We start from the raw sequence: 15,636 nt of genomic DNA, 5'->3' as shown, positions 1-15,636 counted from the left end.
GCGTTCTCATCCTGCAACTGCTTGAGTTCGCGTACCTGATCGGACTGCATCCCGGCGTACTGCTTCTTCCACCGGTAGTACGTCTGCTCCGAGATACCAACCTGGCGGATCAGATCCGCTACCGGCATACCCAGCTCCGCCTGCTTCAGTACCGCGACGATCTGTTCGATCGAAAAGCGTTTCCGTTTCATGGCAAACCACCTCCTTGCTCAGGGTCAAGTTTGCCGAAAAACTCACTCTCGTGCTGGTCCGGATTTCCTAATGCAGATCACCAGCGGAGGGTGCAAGAAAGCCTACCAAAAGGCCGCTGCCAAAATTATGCGAATGGACAACAAGGCATTCGATGAGGCATTGACTAAAATTCTGGATAAAGTGAAGTGAGGTGTTTATGAGTGGTATGGATAGTCTGACGACTCTACTCGGTCGATATTTCGGTGAACCCGAAATCGCTGCATTCTTGGCGGACCTTGACATTACTACGACCCCGAAGCTGAAGCGTGGGGACAGTACGGCTATCGTTTCTAGCGCCGAATTGGGGGTAGAGGTGACCTTCCGCGATTCCGAGGCGCTTGACGTGAAGGCGAGGGAGTATCCAGACGGTGCGCTCGTGCTAGCAAATGTTCGCTTGTATGGAGTTAAAACTGATGATTTCACTCCCTATACAGGCGAATTGCCGTTGCACGTGACTTTCGGCGCTTCCAAGCAAACGTTGATTGATCATATCGGCGCACCCGCTCGAGACAATCTCGCTTTGCGGCAGATCCGTTGGGACTTCGCGACGCATTGCCTGTTTGCAAAATTTGGTGAGAAGGACAACTTGGTCATCTTCAGTGTGCAGTTGCCGCTTGCATGATGTACGTGACGCCGAATCCCTTACGTTACGAGAAAAATCGTGATCGAAGCGAGATCAGTCCGGTACTGTGCGGGATGATCACGGTGCGTGATTGATACTCGACTGGCTACCCGGACGGCTCGCACTTCAGCGTTATGATCCCGAGGTCGCATGGACTTGCGCGGTATGTGGAAACACATGCGACAGCCTGCTGCTATATCGAAGCCGCGGAAGCAGTGAACAGTGAACTGTGGGTCCTCGATTTGACGTGCGGCGATGTGCAAGTGGCGATCGATCTGGTGAGAGGTGGAGATGCTACTGCGCAAAATCTGTTCAGCGGTTACATAGTGAGTGATTACGTTTGACGCATGCCTAGCGTGACCGTTTACCCGCAAAGGTAGCCGTCGACATGATGCCCGTCTGGTTGTGACTAACATATAGTGCGAAAGAAAATCATGATCCAATGTAGAGCGTGTAAACAGGCTTTTGATGCGTCTCCTGAGCAGCAAAATCTGATTGATAAGGCAACTGCGAAGGGCATGTCTTTCGTAATGCTCAAATGCCCCAAATGTTGGATGAGCTTTGGCTACGACCTGAAAATGCGTAACGATGAACCAGAGGAGGATCGTGAGAAAGAATCTCTTCGTTGTCCTGTGTCCCGCTGTTCGGGTTGGGTAGCCTACGTGGATAAATCTGCGGATGTGGAGAAGCCGTTCTGGGGTTGCGGGGAATGTGGCTCGATGTGGTTTAAGCGACAAAGTTTGAATCGAGATATTGAAAATATAATAAATAAATATCCTTATCGATCGCCATATTATGATTTGAAGAATGGTACCTACTTGCCATCCGGATTTCCTGAGGCGCTCGATTATCAGAATCGGGTTGAGCAGGAGGATGACGATGACGCTCCCGACTTCATTCGCGATTAGGCGCGGCTAATTTTTCTAGCGGCCGGCGGGGGAAAAACAGTCCATGAGCTTTGAAATCTCTCTGCCGAAAATTAAAACGAGGTCATACCTTCGCACGCTCTCGACGGCCCGCACCCACAAGCGTCAGCACTTAGAAAAGACTACTCACTTCACACGCTCCAGCACCACATGAAGCGAGCCTTTATAGCTGCGCTCAGCAAAGGGCTTATATCCCAGACGACTCGCGATCCGAAAGGACGGCAGATTCTCCTTCCCAATCAGACACACGGTCCGCTTCGGCGATAGCGTCTCATCGATCCACCGATGCGCCGCAGCTGCAGCTTCGAGCGCAACGCCTTGCCCTTGCATGGATCGGGAAATGATCCAGGCTGCTTCCGGATATCCATCGAAGTCTTCACCGAGGGCACGATGAAAATCCGCCAGTCCGGTCTCACCAATGAACTGTCCGTCGGACTTTCGAAAAACAGCAAAGAGGCCGAAGCCTAGCAGCGACCAGTGCCCTGCATATCGCAGCAGCCGGTTCCACCCATCCTCGCGCGACAGCGTAGGCGCAGCGATGAACTGAAACAGCTCACGATCGGTAAACATGGCGTACCACGCCTCAAAATCGGCAAGGCGGTGGGGGCGTAAGATAAGGCGTTCGGTCTCGATCATTCGGTGAATATAACCTAGGTGCAGAATCGGACGCACGAGTCCCTCAGTGCCATGGGAGCGGTTGGCAATCACCCTGCAACCAGGCTGGACGCCAAGGAGACATCATGACCGTCAAGAGTATGCACAACGTTGGCATTGTGGTCGCAGACATGGATGCCACCATTGAGTTCTTCATCGAACTCGGTCTCGATCTCGAAGGGCGTGCCCCAGTAATTGAAGGGGACTGGGCGGATGGGGTCACCGGACTGCGCGGCATGCGCGTCGAGATTGCCATGATGCGCACACCGGACGGTCATAGCCGGATCGAGTTCTCCCGCTTCCTCGCACCACCCGTGGCCGCCGATCACCGCATGGCTCCAGTGAACGCACTCGGCTATCTACGCGTCATGTTTGCCGTCGAGGACATCGACGATACGCTCGCGCGCCTTGCCAAACTCGGTGCGAAGCTGGTCGGCGAAGTGGTCCAGTATGAAAACGCCTATCGGCTCTGCTACATCCGCAGTCCCGAGGGAATTCTCATCGGGCTCGCGGAAGAACTCGGGCAGTAGACTTCGCGGGAGAATTCCAACGAACACGGTCTTCGAGACGAGACACGACACGACGCTTCGCGCTAACGCTGCGACGCACGTTCACCAACATCCACCGACCGCTTCCCACGCGTCAACGAAACACTGCGGAATTGTTCGCGCTGACGCTCTTCGTTAAAGATCGACAGCGACGGCTTAACCAGATCGTGTCGCGACACGATACCCACTAACAAACGGCCCGTTTCATCCGCCACCACCGGCACACGATCGAGCGAGCGCGAGGCAAGACGCGCCGCGACAAGCCGGCATGTTTCGTCGGGCAACGCAACATCGGGATGCTGACCCACGCACAGATCGCCGACGCTAGTTGTTCTGGCATCGTCCTGCGCTACCGCAATCAACATCTGCCGATCCACCATCCCGACCAGCACTCCAGCGCGCACGACGGGATACGCCCGGTGCAGTTGCTGCGAATCGAAGTACTGCTCAAGCGCATCGGTTACGCTAGCATCCGCATCGATGGTTTTTACAGTACGCGTCATGACTTCGTCGACATGATGCCGCTCGAGCGGATCGATCCCGTATTCGCGGTAGATGTGGTACCCACGACGCGCGATTTTCTCGGTCAATATCGAGCGGCGCATGAACAGTACCGTGAATCCGTACGACACGGCCGCGGAGGTCAGCAACGGTAGCAACGCATTCGCATCGTGCGTCAGTTCAAATGCGAACACCACCGCCATGATCGGCGCGCGCATCATCCCGCCGAGCGCCGCTGCCATGAAAACCAGCGGCCAGACGGCGGGGTCGCCACCCGGCATCATCGGGCCGAACACAGCGCCTACGCCCGCACCCATCATCAGCAGCGGGGCGAGTACGCCTCCCGACGTTCCGGACCCTAGCGCAATGACCCAGATCACCGCCTTGACGAGCACGATTGCCAATACCACGCTCACCGTCAGGTGATTCAGCAGCAGGTCGCCGATCACGTCATAACCGACCCCAAGCGCACGAGGCTGAAAGTAACCGCCGATGCCCACCGCAATACCGCCCAACGCAGGCCACCACATCCAGTGGATCGGCAGGCGCGCAAACAGATCTTCCACCTTGTAAAGCCAGCTCGACAGCGCCCACGAAAGCGCACCGGTCATGAGTCCCGCGACCGCACACGAAGCGAGGCCAATCGGACCAAGTGGCAAAGTTTGCAGAGGAAACAGCGGGCCAGCGCCCATCAGCAGAGGTCGTGTAAACCCAGCCACCGCGCAGGCCACCGCAACCGGCAACAAACTGCGTGGACGCAGTTCGAACAGCAGCAATTCGACGGCGAGCAATACCGCGGCGACCGGTGTGCCGAACACAGCAGTCATACCGGCCACGGCGCCCGCAACCAGCAGCGTTTTACGCTCGCCGCTCGACAGATGAAAGTACTGCGCGATGAGCGAGCCGATCGCGCCACCCGTCATGATGATTGGACCTTCCGCGCCAAACGGACCGCCGCTGCCGATAGCAATAGCAGACGCAAGCGGCTTGAGCACGGCGACCTTCGGCGACATCTTGCTCTTGCCGAACAGGATGGCTTCGATCGCTTCTGGAATGCCGTGTCCGCGGATCTGTTCGGAGCCGAATCGCGCGATCAATCCGACAACCAGACCGCCGATCACCGGCACGACGAGCACCCACCAGCCTAGCGTGTTAGTGGAGGGCGAGTGGTTCTCGATCGATACCGTCTGAAAGAAGAACAGATTGGTAAAGAAGCGAATCAGGTGGAGCAGGAAGCCGGCCGCGAGGGTACTCACTACGCCTAGCGTCGCCGCGATGAATGTGATTCTGAGCAGCCGGGTATCGGTGGCGAAATCGCCTTTGGAGGTGTTCACGTGTACGTCGAATCCAGATAGTCGGATGTAAGAGCCAGTTTCAGGCACATGCTGCACGGCATTATACATCACAACATGATGTATAATTGGGCCATGGTCACGCGGCTTTGGGAGTACCGACCTGTGCTGACTCCGTTCAAACGCATTCTTCTGTGCTACGACGCGACGCCGGAAGGGCGGTGTGCGCTGCGGTGCGATGCTCGCGCGACAACTGCAGGCCGAAACGCATCTACTGTCTATTCTCGACACCAACTGCTGGATGAGCGGCTTCGACGTTTTCTCTTCGATGAGGCTCGAAGTCGACGAGCTGGTGGCAAAGGAGACGCTGCAGGATGGGCATGTCCGAACGCGCTGACTTCTTCGTCAGCGCTAACGCATATCATTCTGCGATATAGTTTCCGCTCACTGCATAGATGGGATTCCGATGAAAGAACAGATTCGTGCGCTAACCAAGGCCAACTTCGAGCAGTTGTCGGAATTCCGCTACCAGATGCGACGCTTCGAGCGCTTCTCCGAACAGGCTGCGCAAGACGAAGGCATCACGCCGTTGCAGTACCTGTTGCTGCTGCACATAAAAGGTTATCCGGAGCGCGACTGGGCGACGATCGGCGAACTGGCCGAGCGGCTTCAGGCGCAGCATCATGGGGTAGTTGCGCTGGTGTCGCGTTGCGAGGCGCTTAGCCTGGTTCGACGCCAGGTGAGTGAGGTCGACCGCCGTCAGGTGGAAGTACACCTTGAAAAAGCCGGCGAGCGAGTGCTCGTGAAGCTTGCCGAGTTGCATCGTGCAGAACTGAAATCGCTTAAAGGCGCGTTTCAGATTCCGCAAATCGACTTTGAATAGCGATCTTTAAGCGGCTTCAGTCCGCCTGCGATTCGCGGATCAATTTCCCAAGCAGGCGCTTCAGTTCTTTCGTGTTGCGCAGGCCGAGTGCTTCTTCGATCGCATCATGATGCGCGTCGACGCTACGCCTTAGACGCGCAACCAGTTCCAGACCCCGATCGCTGATATACACGAGCACCTTGCGGCTGTCGTTTTCATCCTGCGCGCGTTGCACGAGACCGCGACTGACGAGCTTGTCGATGTTCTTCGTCAGTGCGGGATGATTGAGCAGCACCGTCTCGGCCAGTTCGCCCATTGCATGACCTTGTTCGTCGGACACCGCCTGAAGAATGCGCCAGTGTTCTTCGGTCACCTGTTCGTCGGCGATCGACTGGGTCACGCCGAGCTTCATCTGACGATTCGCTGACGCCAGCAAATAGGCGAGATAGTCTGAGAGTGCTTGTTCCGGCATGGTAGATGCATATCGTGGGTTGAATGCCATCGATCTTACGCAAGTAAACTTTCCCAGGAAAGTATCGGTGCGAAAATACACCGTGGCGGTGCGACGCGGGCCTCTGTGCGCCCGTTGATGGTGCGCGCGCGAGCGTAGAGTATGGAGTGCCGTGCTTCTTGCCAGAACCAGGAGACTGCCTTGCCCGCCTGTTCGACCGTCAACGTAGTGCCCGAGCGACGATGAAGCGACGTTCCCCTTCGCGGCGCCATGCGAAAGAACTGACGATTGCCCTGTGCGTGCCGCTAGGCGGCGCGGCGGGCCTTTGGGGGCCGGCCGCGCTCGCGTCGGCACGCCTTGCCGTGGCGGAGCTCAATGCATCGTCGGGCATTGCGGGCCGGTTTTGCCGGCTGGTCACGATCAATGCCGGCGACGACGCCCACGAAATCGAGGCAAGCCTGATCGAGCTGGTCGAAGCCGAAGAGGTCGACGCACTCGTCGGCATGCATACGAGCGCCGTGCGCCATGATCTGCTCAACGCAATAGGCGGAAGCATTCCGTTCGTCTATACGCCACTCTACGAAGGCGGTGAACGCACGCCCGGTGTGTTCGCGATTGGGGAAACCACCGTCAACCAGTTGCGTCTCGCGATTCATTGGCTTGGCGAGCATCGCCATCCGCGCCGCTGGATGTTTGTCGGTAACGACTATGTATGGCCGCACGCGACGCATCGGCTCGCGCATCGTTTCGTCGGCGAATCCGGCGCGAGCGTCGTGCGCGAAATGTATCTGCCGTTCGGCGGCGGCGATTATGGCTACGTGCTCGACCAGATCCGTGCGCAGAAGGCCGATGCAGTATTGCTGTCGCTGATCGGTCAGGACGCGATCGACTTCAATCGCGCGTTTGGCGCCGCGGGTCTTGCGGGACGTGTGGTGCGTCTGTCGTGTGCGCTCGGTGAGAACGAACTGCTCGGCATCGGCGCGCAACATACCGACGATCTCTACGTCGCATCGGGATATTTCGCCAGCCTGAATACCGACGCCAATCTGTCGTTCAAGGAGCGCTACCACAGTCACTTCGGTGCCCGTGCGCCGACGCTCGATACCTTCGGCCAGTCCACGTACGAGGGCGTTCACTTTCTAGCTGCCTTGCTCGACGATGCCCGCCGACGCAATCCCGCCGACGAAGGTGGACTCGCCCGGCTCGGCACCGCTCCGCTCGCGTATCGCAGTGCGCGCGGCGCGGCCTATGCCGGTGGCCGGGTCAATCGTGTACCAATCTACCTCGCTCGCGCAGCAGGTCACCAGTTCGAGGTGATCACGCCAATCTGATCTCCATGCTGCGCAGCAACGATTTATTTTCCACGGAAAATAAATCGTTGACTTGGAAAATAGTCCTTCCTACCATTGCTCGCAGGTCAGGTGTGCCGCGTCCAGGATACGGCTGACCGTCAAGGCACGCAGGCCTGATGAAGAGGCCGGCCTGTCCCGGTTCCCATCGAGTGAGGAGTCGTCATGGCAGTCAAACGTCCTACGCCTGGTCAGCTTGACGAGGTCGCATTGAGTCTCGGTATTCATCTGTCGGAGTCCCAGCTTGCCAGCTACAACCAGCTGTTGCAGGCCAATTTCGATGCCTACGATGTCATCGATGCGCTACCTGACTATGTGCCCCGCGTGACGTACCCGAGAACGCCAGGTTACCGGCCGTCCGCCGAAGAAAACCGCTATGGCGCCTGGTATGTCAAGACCGAGGTGAAGGGCGCGCCGACCGGCAAGCTGGCAGGCAAGACGGTGGCGCTCAAGGACAATGTTTGCTTAGCCGGCGTGCCGATGATGAACGGTGCCTCGACACTCGAAGGCTACGTGCCCGACGTGGACGCGACGATCGTGACGCGCCTGCTCGACGCGGGCGCGACGATAGTTGGCAAGGCCACCTGCGAATACTTCTGTTTTTCGGGCGGCTCGCATACGAGCTCGCCAGCGCCGGTTCATAACCCACGACGCGCCGGTTATTCCGCGGGCGGCTCGTCGTCTGGCAGCGCGGCGCTCGTTGCAGCAGGGGAGGTCGATCTTGCGATCGGCGGCGATCAGGGCGGATCGATCCGTATGCCGGCGTCGTATTGCGGTGTGTACGGCATGAAGCCTACGCACGGGCTCGTTCCCTATACCGGTGTCATGCCGATCGAACTGACTATCGATCACACGGGGCCGATGTCCGCGACGGTCGCCGACAACGCGCTGATGCTGGAAGTCCTCGCGGGCCCCGATGGTCTCGATCCTCGCCAGTACGCGGAGCAAACCTCGAAGCCCTACGCCGATCTGATGAAAGAAGGCGCGCGCGGACTGAAAATCGGTGTCGTGCGCGAAGGCTTTGGCTGGCCGCAATCGCAGGCCGCATCCGATGACAAGGTGCGCGAGGCCGCCAATCGCCTCACCGATCTCGGTGCAAAAGTCAGCGAGGTGTCGATTCCCATGCATAAGCTTGGACCCGCCATCTGGTTGCCGATTGCGGCAGAAGGCGCGACCCAACAGATGATGAAAGACAACGGTCACGGCTTCAACTGGAAGGGTCTCTACGTGACGGGCATGATCGACTTTCATGCCGGCTGGCGCGAGCGTGCCGACGAACTGTCGGAGACGCTCAAGATCACGATGGTGTTGGGCGAGTACTTCATCAAGCACTATCGCGGGCACTTCTACGCCAAGGCGCAGAACCTGTCGCGGCAACTGAAACTTGCTTACGATACGGCATTGTCCGACTATGATTTGCTGCTGATGCCGACGTTGCCGCTAACCGCCACGCCGCTTCCCGAAGCGGGCGCGCCACTGGAAGAGGTGATTACGCGCGCTTTCGAAATGCTGCCGAATACCTGTCCGTTCGATGTGACCGGACATCCGGCAATGAACGTTCCGTGCGGCATGATCGAAGGATTGCCGGTGGGCATGATGTTGATCGGCAGGCATTGGGACGAAGCGACGATCTATCGGGCGGCTTGGGCGTTCGAGCAATCCGCCGACTGGACCACGCTTTAAGTTGCATCGTACGAGCCATTCCTCTTGAGCGCGTGAAGAGACGCATACGCTGTTTAACCGCCGCATCTTATTCTGGGCCCTTCCATGGATCGTCGTTCGTTCATCAAGTCGTCCGCTCTTTCCCTTGCCGCCGGCGTGGCCGGTGCGGTGCCATTTGCAGCGTCAGCTGCGGATGAGATTCTGGTTGGCGGTATTACGGACCTGTCGGGTGGTCTCGACATCTACGGCAAACCGATGGCCGATTGCCTGACGATCGCAGTTGAAGAATGGAACGCGCAAGGCGGTTTGCTGGGCAAGCAGATCAAGCTGTTGACCTACGATCCGCAGTCGAGCATGCAGCTCTATACGCAGTTCGCGCAGCAGGCGGCGCTCAAGGACAAGGTCGCGGTCGTGCAGGGCGGTATCACGTCGGCCTCGCGCGAAGTGATGCGGCCGGTGCTCGATCGCTATCGCACGCTCTATTTCTACAACACGCAATACGAAGGCGGTGTGTGCGACCGCAATACGTTTTGCACCGGCGTGACACCGGGGCAGACCGTTGCGAAGCTCGTGCCGTACGCGATGAAGAAGTGGGGCAAAAAAGTCTACGTCGTTGCGGCCGACTACAACTACGGCCAGATCACCTCACAGTGGGTCAAGAAGTTTGTGCAGGATAACGGCGGGTCGGTCGCGTCGATCGACTTCTTTCCGCTCGACGTGACGAATTTCGGTTCGACCATTTCGAAAATCGAAGCGGCTAAACCGGACATGGTGGTGTCCGCGCTGGTAGGCGGCGCGCATATGTCGTTCTACCGGCAGTGGGCGGCAGCCGGTTTGCACAAGAAGATCCCGCTTGCGTCGACAACCTTTGCGGGCGGCAATGAACAGATCGTGCTCTCGCCCGAAGAGTGCGACGGGTTTCTGGTGTCGTACAACTACTTCGAAAATCTCGACAATCCGGTCAACAAGGCATTCAAGGACCGCTTCCACAAACGTTTCGGCAGCAATTATCCGAACATCACCGAACTCGCGATGGGCACCTATCAGGGCTTCAATCTGTGGGCGCAGGGCGTGAAGAAAGCCGGCACGCTAGAACGAACCAAGGTAATCGAGGCACTCGAGTCCGGCATCAGCATCGATGCACCGAGCGGCAAGGTATCGATCGATCCGGCCACGCACCACTGCGTTCTCAACGTCAGTATTGCGCAGGTGCGCAATCACAAGCTCGATATCGTCGAGACATTCCAGGCGCAGCCACCGAGCGATACGAGTGCCGTGTGCAACCTGATCAAGAACCCGCGCGACAACCAGCAATACGTGATCAAGCTGTAAGGCTCGCCTCGTCAGGTAACCGGCAATACGCGATGTGAAGGAGGTGCGATGGATCTCGCCGCCATTGTGGTCATTCAGGTGCTGTACGCAATCGCAAGCCTCGTCGTTGTCTCGGCGGGACTGGCGGTCATCTTCGGCATGATGAAGGTCATCAACCTCGCGCACGGCGAGTTCATGATGCTGGGCGCCTATGCGGCAATCGAATCGATCCGGTTCGGCGTCAATCTGTGGGTCGCGATTCTGGTCGTGGCGCCCATCGTGGTCGGCGCGATCGGTATCGTGCTGGAGCGCCTCTTCATTCGCCGCCTGTATGGCCGCATGGTCGACACGATGCTCGCCACATGGGGACTTTCGCTGCTGCTGATCGGCATCGTCACTTCGATTGCAGGCAATACGACGGCCGGTATCTCCGCTCCGCTGGGCAACTTTTCTATCGGTGCGTATTCGGTCAGTACCTATACGCTGGTCATCATCGCGGTTGCGCTCGTGCTCGCATTTGCCTTGCGATGGGTGCTGCTGCATACGTCGCTTGGACTGATCGCGCGCGGCACGATGCAGAACCCGCAGATGGCCGATGCGCTCGGTATCAATCCGGGTGTCGTCTACTCGACGACGTTTGCGATCGGTGCGGCACTGTCCGGTCTCGCCGGCGCCTTGCTCGCGCCGATGACCGGTGTGGTGCCGACGATGGGCGGTGCGTTCGTCGCCAAAGCGTTTATTACCGTTATCGGTGGCGGACCTGCCATCGTGATCGGGCTTGTCAGTGCATCGACGCTGTTTGGTGCGATCAACCAGATCGCCACGTTCGCTACGACACCTGTCATGGGCGAAGTCGCGCTACTGATTGGCGCAATCATTATGCTAAGACTGCTTCCACAGGGCATCACGGGGCGCTTCTTCAAGGGGACGCTGTGAGCACGTCGACGCCGGATGCCCCTGTCATACCGGGACCGAATGCGCTAGAGCGTTTCTCCCGTTCGTGGAAAAGCGCGGCATTGACGCTTGCAGTCGGCGTGGTGCTGCTCGTCGCGTTACCGCACATGCTCGACGACTTCGCACTGGTGCAGGCCACCATCTACGTGGTGATGTCGATCCTTGCCGTGAGCCTCGGTTTTATCTGGGGTTTTGGTGGCATCTTGTGCTTTGGACAATCGGCGTTCTTCGGATTGGGCGCCTACACGTATGCGATTGCCGTCACGAACCTCGGCGACAGTACGGTGCCGTTTCTACTCGCGATTGTCTTGCCCGCCGCGTTTGCGGCCGTGCTGGGCTATCTGATCTTTTACGGTCGCCTTTCCGATGTCTACATGGGCGTCATCACGCTGACCGTCACGCTGATTCTCTTCAATCTGATCAATTCGACGGCAGGGCCGGAGTGGAAGATCGGCAATGCGCCGCTCGGCGGCTTCAATGGCATTCCAGGCATCGCGCCGCTCAACGTGCCCGGCAATATCGACGATGTGATCGGGCCGCGCGGGTTGTTCGAGCTGTCACTCGGTGCATTGCTTCTTGTGTATGTGCTGCTGCGTGCGTTGCTGGCGCTCAAGGTCGGTCGTGTCATCGTCGCGGGCAAGGAAAATGAACAGCGGCTGTTGCTGCTCGGCTATGACACGCGTGCGTACAAACTCTTTACGTTCGTGCTGGGCGCGGCGATTGCCGGACTAGCCGGATGTCTCTTTGCCAACTGGGGCGCCTTTACGAGCCCGACGATCTTTGGCCTTGCGCAATCGGCGCAGATCATCATCTGGGTGATTGTCGGTGGTCTGGGTACGCTGGTTGGGCCAATAGTGGGCTGCGTCGCCATTCAATGGCTGACGACGCAGATCGGCACACAGCAGACCGTCAATTCGAACCTCGTGCTCGGAGCGATTCTCGTCGGCTTCGTGTTGATGCTTCCACGCGGTATCGTGCCCGCGATCGGTTCGTTGGGTGCCATGCTCGTTCGGAAGTTGCGCGGTGGTACCGTCGCAGCGACGACTGCGGAACAGCGGCGTGCGTCGGCCGCGCGGGATCGTACGCAACGCACCGAGCAGGGCAGTGCCGCTGAAACCGCACCCGCCGATCCGCATCGGGAGGCGGCACGATGACGATACCGTTACTCGAAACGCGCGATCTGAACGTGCGCTTCGGCGGCGTGCACGCCACGCGCGATGTCAATTTCACGCTAGCTGAAGCCGAATTGCGCTGCGTGATCGGCCCAAACGGTGCCGGTAAAAGTACCTTTTTCAAGCTGCTAACCGGCCAGGTCAAGCCGACTTCAGGACAGATCCTGTTTCGCGGCAAGGACGTCTCCAACATGCGACCGCATGAGCCTGGCCGCCTCGGCATCGGGATCAAGACCCAGGTGCCGAGTCTTTTCAATGGGCTCTCGGTATGGGACAACGTCTGGCTTGCGGCCCGTCGCGTGCACACGCCCGCACAAACGGAGCGCGTGACACGCGAGGTCCTCGAACGGGTCGGTATGTCGGCTTATCGTGAGGCGAGCGTCGGTCTGCTCGCACACGGCCAGAGACAATGGGTCGAACTGGCGGTCGTGATCGCCGCGGATCCACCGCTGATCCTGCTCGACGAGCCGGCAGCCGGTATGAGCGATGCCGAAGTCGCACGCACGGCGGATCTGATTCTCGACATCAACCGTCGGCACGCACTCGTGGTGGTCGAGCACGATATGAGCTTCATTCGCCGCATCGCGAAGACGGTGACGGTGCTGCATCAAGGCGCGATCATTCGCGAAGACACGCCGGATCGCATCATGAGCGACCCGTTGATCCAGCAGATCTATCTGGGCAAGAAACCGCAATGAGTGCAGATGGCGCAATGCTCGACATTACCGGTTTGTGTTCGGGCTATGGCTCGATTCCGGTGCTCTACGACGTGTCGCTGTCGATCGCGCGCGGCGAATCGATCGGCATCCTGGGGCACAACGGCATGGGCAAAACGACGCTGCTGCGCACGCTGATCGGCGCATTGCCGGCGACGTCGGGCACGATCCTTCTCGACGGTGCCGATGTGACGCGGCTCGCACCTCACGCGAGGTCGCGCCGCGGTATGGCTTACGTGCCGCCGGGGCGTGAGATTTTTGCGGCGTTGAGCACCTACGACAATCTGCGTCTCGGTCTGATCAAGACCGGGCGAAAGCCCGATGCGGTGATCGACGGCCTGCTCGAAGACTTTCCGCGTCTGAAGCCGTTGCTCGATCGGGCCGGCGGTTCGCTCTCAGGGGGCGAGCAGCAGTTGCTGGCACTTGCGCGTGCATTGGCGGGCAAGCCAGACTTGCTGTTGCTCGACGAGCCAACCGAAGGCATCCAACCATCGATCATCGATGAGATCGCGGAGACACTCGTCAAGTTGCGCGAGCGCAGCGGCCTGACCATCGTGCTGGTCGAACAGAACCTCGATTTCATTGCGGCAGTATCGCAACGTGTGCTCGTCATTCGACGCGGGCAGATAGGCGGAGAGATTCCGCGCGAGCATCTGTCGGACGTGGAAATCGTGAGCCAGTATGCCGGCGTGCATGCGTGACTGCATGCTTTGAGCACGTAGCAGGCCGGGAGGACCTGGGTCACTCCCAGCCTGTACGAGCGGTTATTCCGAAGGCATCCGGCTGTAGTTGTAGCTGGCTACCTTCGGCCTCAAGCGTTACTGGCCTAGATCGCTGGCAAAGTGGTTCGTATAGCCCAGCGTGCCCACCCCTCCGATCGTATTGCACGTCGGCGATGCGGCACCCGGCGCACAGTCGGCATCGCGATCGAACGACCAGAAATGCAGGCCGGCCAGTCCGTTCTGCTTCACGAAGTTCGACACGGTATCCACATCGGACGGCGTGAACGTTTCACCGGCAGAGTCGTTGCCGCCGATCATCGGCGTCACTTCGATCTGGCTATACGGCACGCCCCAGTGATCGTGCAGGTTCAACGCAGCCTGGACAGTCGATTGCCCCATCTGGCAGGCCCCCCCTGAAAGCACGCAATTACCCGGCAGTGCCGAGCCGTAGTCCATCGTCATCAGATTGATCGTGTAGTTCTTCAGCCCATAGGTCTGGATGGCCTGCATCACCCAGTCGCCGTAGGTGTTGAAGCTGTCCGGAGCACTGGAGCCCCACGAGGTGGCCTGGCTCGCACCCGACGGAGCAGGCGCGACGGTAGCAAGCGTAAAGCTGAAGCGCAGATTCGGATAGGTTTTCTGGGCAGCTACGACGCGCTGCACGAGGTTGTTGATGATCGCCTGGGTCTGTCCGCCTTCAATGTCGAAATCGATTCCGACGAGGTTATTGGACGCATAGCGATTGATGAACGTCGTCATGCCCGCATCGGTGCCGCACGTAAATACCCCCGACGCGCCGCCTGTCGAAATCACATAGTTGACGTTTTTCGCGGTGAAGAGCGACACGTTCGACGAGGCGAGGGTACTGCCACCGAGACCCGCCCAGGTCTCGCTGCCGCACTCGCCGGTTGCGAAGGCAAGCGTGAGTGCCCGTACGCTGGTCGGCAATATGGACAGCACGGGGCTCAGGGTGCCGGTTACGTTTGTCGAGATCGTGTTGGTGTTCCAGTTCATCGAGATCGACGTGTCCTTGTAGGGACTGTAGATGAATCCCGCTGCGGTTCCGGTAGTCGTGCCACCGGTGCCGCCCGAACCTGTAGAGCCGGTGCCGCCGCCCGAACCGGAATCGGGACCGACGAGCGTCCACAGGGAAGCCGTCGTCGGATTCCATCCGGTGCTGGAGTAGTCCGTCTGATTGACGAGTGCCTGGTAATCGTTGCCGTTGTAACTCACGATCGTCCCAGCCGTGTAGTACGTATCGGGCGCCCATGCGCTGACCGCGAATGCCTGGCCCGACGACATTCCGAACAACAGCGATGCTGCTGCGGCGCCGAATGCGGCACGCAGCACGGTTGCAGAAAGTCTCTTCGTCATCATGTATCTATCCTTTTCTCGTCTTGAGGGGAGTGACTGAAGCTCTACGATCTCTACGATCAATGAAGGCTGACTCGTATCCGACGGTATGTGAAATGGATATCGGTGCTATGAAATATGCATGGCGTCCCTCCATTTTTTTGATTTTCGGTGTGCGATGAACGACGAGCCATGATCGGGAATTCCGGTCGAGCGGTGAACTGGCATGGTTGTCAGGTCCATGACGAAATCGATTGACCTATGACGCGAATGTGCTTTTCTTAATGTCGGGTTCCTAAGCTTCTGAGCA

17 protein-coding genes are annotated in these 15,636 nt (G+C 58.7%); 12 read left to right on the top strand and 5 right to left on the bottom strand.

The features are described 5' to 3' along the window. On the bottom strand, nt 1-191 hold a 191-nt coding region (locus M0D65_RS12695), incomplete at its 3' end, for a transposase (RefSeq protein WP_266252938.1). A 197-nt stretch (nt 192-388) separates the two neighbouring features. Between M0D65_RS12695 and M0D65_RS12690 the strand changes: the two genes are divergently transcribed. Together M0D65_RS12690 and M0D65_RS12685 are read left to right on the top strand one after the other, a co-directional pair. Then, nucleotides 389-853 (top strand): hypothetical protein, encoded by a 465-nt coding sequence (locus M0D65_RS12690; RefSeq protein ID WP_266252937.1) that lies wholly within the window; start codon nt 389-391, stop codon nt 851-853. A 434-nt stretch (nt 854-1,287) separates the two neighbouring features. After that, complete coding sequence (locus M0D65_RS12685) at nt 1,288-1,761, top strand: hypothetical protein (protein ID WP_266252936.1); 474 nt, start codon at nt 1,288-1,290, stop codon at nt 1,759-1,761. Nucleotides 1,762-1,905: 144 nt separating this feature from the next. Here the strand turns inward: M0D65_RS12685 and M0D65_RS12680 are convergent, their stop codons facing one another. After that, nucleotides 1,906-2,415, bottom strand: a complete 510-nt coding sequence (locus M0D65_RS12680; RefSeq protein WP_091014801.1) for a GNAT family N-acetyltransferase — start codon at nt 2,413-2,415, stop codon at nt 1,906-1,908. A 104-nt stretch (nt 2,416-2,519) separates the two neighbouring features. Here M0D65_RS12680 and M0D65_RS12675 point away from each other — a divergent pair, with 104 nt between their 5' ends. Continuing rightward, entirely contained in the window at nt 2,520-2,963 is a 444-nt protein-coding gene (locus tag M0D65_RS12675) for a VOC family protein (RefSeq protein WP_266252935.1), read from the top strand. Nucleotides 2,964-3,025: 62 nt separating this feature from the next. Here the strand turns inward: M0D65_RS12675 and M0D65_RS12670 are convergent, their stop codons facing one another. Next, entirely contained in the window at nt 3,026-4,816 is a 1,791-nt protein-coding gene (locus tag M0D65_RS12670) for a chloride channel protein (protein ID WP_266252934.1), read from the bottom strand. A 196-nt stretch (nt 4,817-5,012) separates the two neighbouring features. Between M0D65_RS12670 and M0D65_RS12665 the strand changes: the two genes are divergently transcribed. Both M0D65_RS12665 and M0D65_RS12660 read left to right on the top strand, forming a co-directional pair. Beyond that, nucleotides 5,013-5,171 (top strand): hypothetical protein, encoded by a 159-nt coding sequence (locus tag M0D65_RS12665; protein WP_266252933.1) that lies wholly within the window; start codon nt 5,013-5,015, stop codon nt 5,169-5,171. A 69-nt stretch (nt 5,172-5,240) separates the two neighbouring features. Then, entirely contained in the window at nt 5,241-5,657 is a 417-nt protein-coding gene (locus tag M0D65_RS12660; protein ID WP_091014541.1) for a MarR family winged helix-turn-helix transcriptional regulator, read from the top strand. A 16-nt stretch (nt 5,658-5,673) separates the two neighbouring features. On the opposite strand, the gene M0D65_RS12655 is transcribed toward M0D65_RS12660, so the two are convergent. Further along, nucleotides 5,674-6,108, bottom strand: coding sequence for a MarR family winged helix-turn-helix transcriptional regulator (locus M0D65_RS12655; RefSeq protein ID WP_091014538.1), 435 nt, complete (start codon nt 6,106-6,108; stop codon nt 5,674-5,676). 221 nt (nt 6,109-6,329) lie between these two features. On the opposite strand from M0D65_RS12655, the gene M0D65_RS12650 reads away from it, so the two are divergent. The 7 genes from M0D65_RS12650 (at nt 6,330) to M0D65_RS12620 (ending at nt 13,952) form a co-directional block, all read left to right on the top strand. Beyond that, nucleotides 6,330-7,418, top strand: a complete 1,089-nt coding sequence (locus M0D65_RS12650) for a substrate-binding domain-containing protein (protein WP_266252932.1) — start codon at nt 6,330-6,332, stop codon at nt 7,416-7,418. Between the two features lie 183 nt (nt 7,419-7,601). After that, nucleotides 7,602-9,119, top strand: a complete 1,518-nt coding sequence (locus tag M0D65_RS12645) for an amidase (protein ID WP_266252931.1) — start codon at nt 7,602-7,604, stop codon at nt 9,117-9,119. An 84-nt stretch (nt 9,120-9,203) separates the two neighbouring features. Beyond that, nucleotides 9,204-10,430, top strand: coding sequence for an ABC transporter substrate-binding protein (locus tag M0D65_RS12640; protein WP_091014534.1), 1,227 nt, complete (start codon nt 9,204-9,206; stop codon nt 10,428-10,430). Between the two features lie 48 nt (nt 10,431-10,478). Next, nucleotides 10,479-11,345, top strand: a complete 867-nt coding sequence (locus M0D65_RS12635; RefSeq protein WP_266252929.1) for a branched-chain amino acid ABC transporter permease — start codon at nt 10,479-10,481, stop codon at nt 11,343-11,345. Then, a complete protein-coding gene (locus M0D65_RS12630; RefSeq protein WP_266252927.1) occupies nt 11,342-12,517 on the top strand; it encodes a branched-chain amino acid ABC transporter permease in 1,176 nt (391 codons plus the stop codon). Before M0D65_RS12635 ends, M0D65_RS12630 begins: the two co-directional genes overlap by 4 nt. Next, nucleotides 12,514-13,233, top strand: coding sequence for an ABC transporter ATP-binding protein (locus tag M0D65_RS12625; RefSeq protein ID WP_266252926.1), 720 nt, complete (start codon nt 12,514-12,516; stop codon nt 13,231-13,233). The genes M0D65_RS12630 and M0D65_RS12625 overlap by 4 nt, the downstream gene beginning before the upstream one ends. Next, nucleotides 13,230-13,952 (top strand): ABC transporter ATP-binding protein, encoded by a 723-nt coding sequence (locus M0D65_RS12620; RefSeq protein WP_266252925.1) that lies wholly within the window; start codon nt 13,230-13,232, stop codon nt 13,950-13,952. The genes M0D65_RS12625 and M0D65_RS12620 overlap by 4 nt, the downstream gene beginning before the upstream one ends. A gap of 117 nt (nt 13,953-14,069) precedes the next feature. Here the strand turns inward: M0D65_RS12620 and M0D65_RS12615 are convergent, their stop codons facing one another. Continuing rightward, entirely contained in the window at nt 14,070-15,350 is a 1,281-nt protein-coding gene (locus M0D65_RS12615; RefSeq protein ID WP_266252923.1) for a carbohydrate-binding protein, read from the bottom strand. Nucleotides 15,351-15,636 lie beyond the last annotated feature (286 nt).

It is taken from the genome of Paraburkholderia sp. CHISQ3, assembly GCF_030464945.1.
Classification (GTDB): Bacteria; Pseudomonadota; Gammaproteobacteria; order Burkholderiales; family Burkholderiaceae; genus Paraburkholderia; species Paraburkholderia megapolitana.
This window is presented reverse-complemented; position numbering and strand designations above follow the sequence as displayed.

Excerpts from the sequence above, each read along its gene's own strand:
- M0D65_RS12680 (WP_091014801.1), bottom strand. The coding sequence starts at position 2,415 with ATGATCGAGACCGAACGCCTTATCTTACGCCCCCACCGCCTTGCCGAT.
- M0D65_RS12685 (WP_266252936.1), top strand. The coding sequence starts at position 1,288 with ATGATCCAATGTAGAGCGTGTAAACAGGCTTTTGATGCGTCTCCTGAG.
- M0D65_RS12660 (WP_091014541.1), top strand. The coding sequence starts at position 5,241 with ATGAAAGAACAGATTCGTGCGCTAACCAAGGCCAACTTCGAGCAGTTG.
- M0D65_RS12655 (WP_091014538.1), bottom strand. The coding sequence starts at position 6,108 with ATGCCGGAACAAGCACTCTCAGACTATCTCGCCTATTTGCTGGCGTCA.
- M0D65_RS12625 (WP_266252926.1), top strand. The coding sequence starts at position 12,514 with ATGACGATACCGTTACTCGAAACGCGCGATCTGAACGTGCGCTTCGGC.
- M0D65_RS12645 (WP_266252931.1), top strand. The coding sequence starts at position 7,602 with ATGGCAGTCAAACGTCCTACGCCTGGTCAGCTTGACGAGGTCGCATTG.
- M0D65_RS12640 (WP_091014534.1), top strand. The coding sequence starts at position 9,204 with ATGGATCGTCGTTCGTTCATCAAGTCGTCCGCTCTTTCCCTTGCCGCC.
- M0D65_RS12620 (WP_266252925.1), top strand. The coding sequence starts at position 13,230 with ATGAGTGCAGATGGCGCAATGCTCGACATTACCGGTTTGTGTTCGGGC.
- M0D65_RS12665 (WP_266252933.1), top strand. The coding sequence starts at position 5,013 with ATGCTCGCGCGACAACTGCAGGCCGAAACGCATCTACTGTCTATTCTC.
- M0D65_RS12615 (WP_266252923.1), bottom strand. The coding sequence starts at position 15,350 with ATGATGACGAAGAGACTTTCTGCAACCGTGCTGCGTGCCGCATTCGGC.
- M0D65_RS12650 (WP_266252932.1), top strand. The coding sequence starts at position 6,330 with ATGAAGCGACGTTCCCCTTCGCGGCGCCATGCGAAAGAACTGACGATT.
- M0D65_RS12675 (WP_266252935.1), top strand. The coding sequence starts at position 2,520 with ATGACCGTCAAGAGTATGCACAACGTTGGCATTGTGGTCGCAGACATG.
- M0D65_RS12690 (WP_266252937.1), top strand. The coding sequence starts at position 389 with ATGAGTGGTATGGATAGTCTGACGACTCTACTCGGTCGATATTTCGGT.
- M0D65_RS12635 (WP_266252929.1), top strand. The coding sequence starts at position 10,479 with ATGGATCTCGCCGCCATTGTGGTCATTCAGGTGCTGTACGCAATCGCA.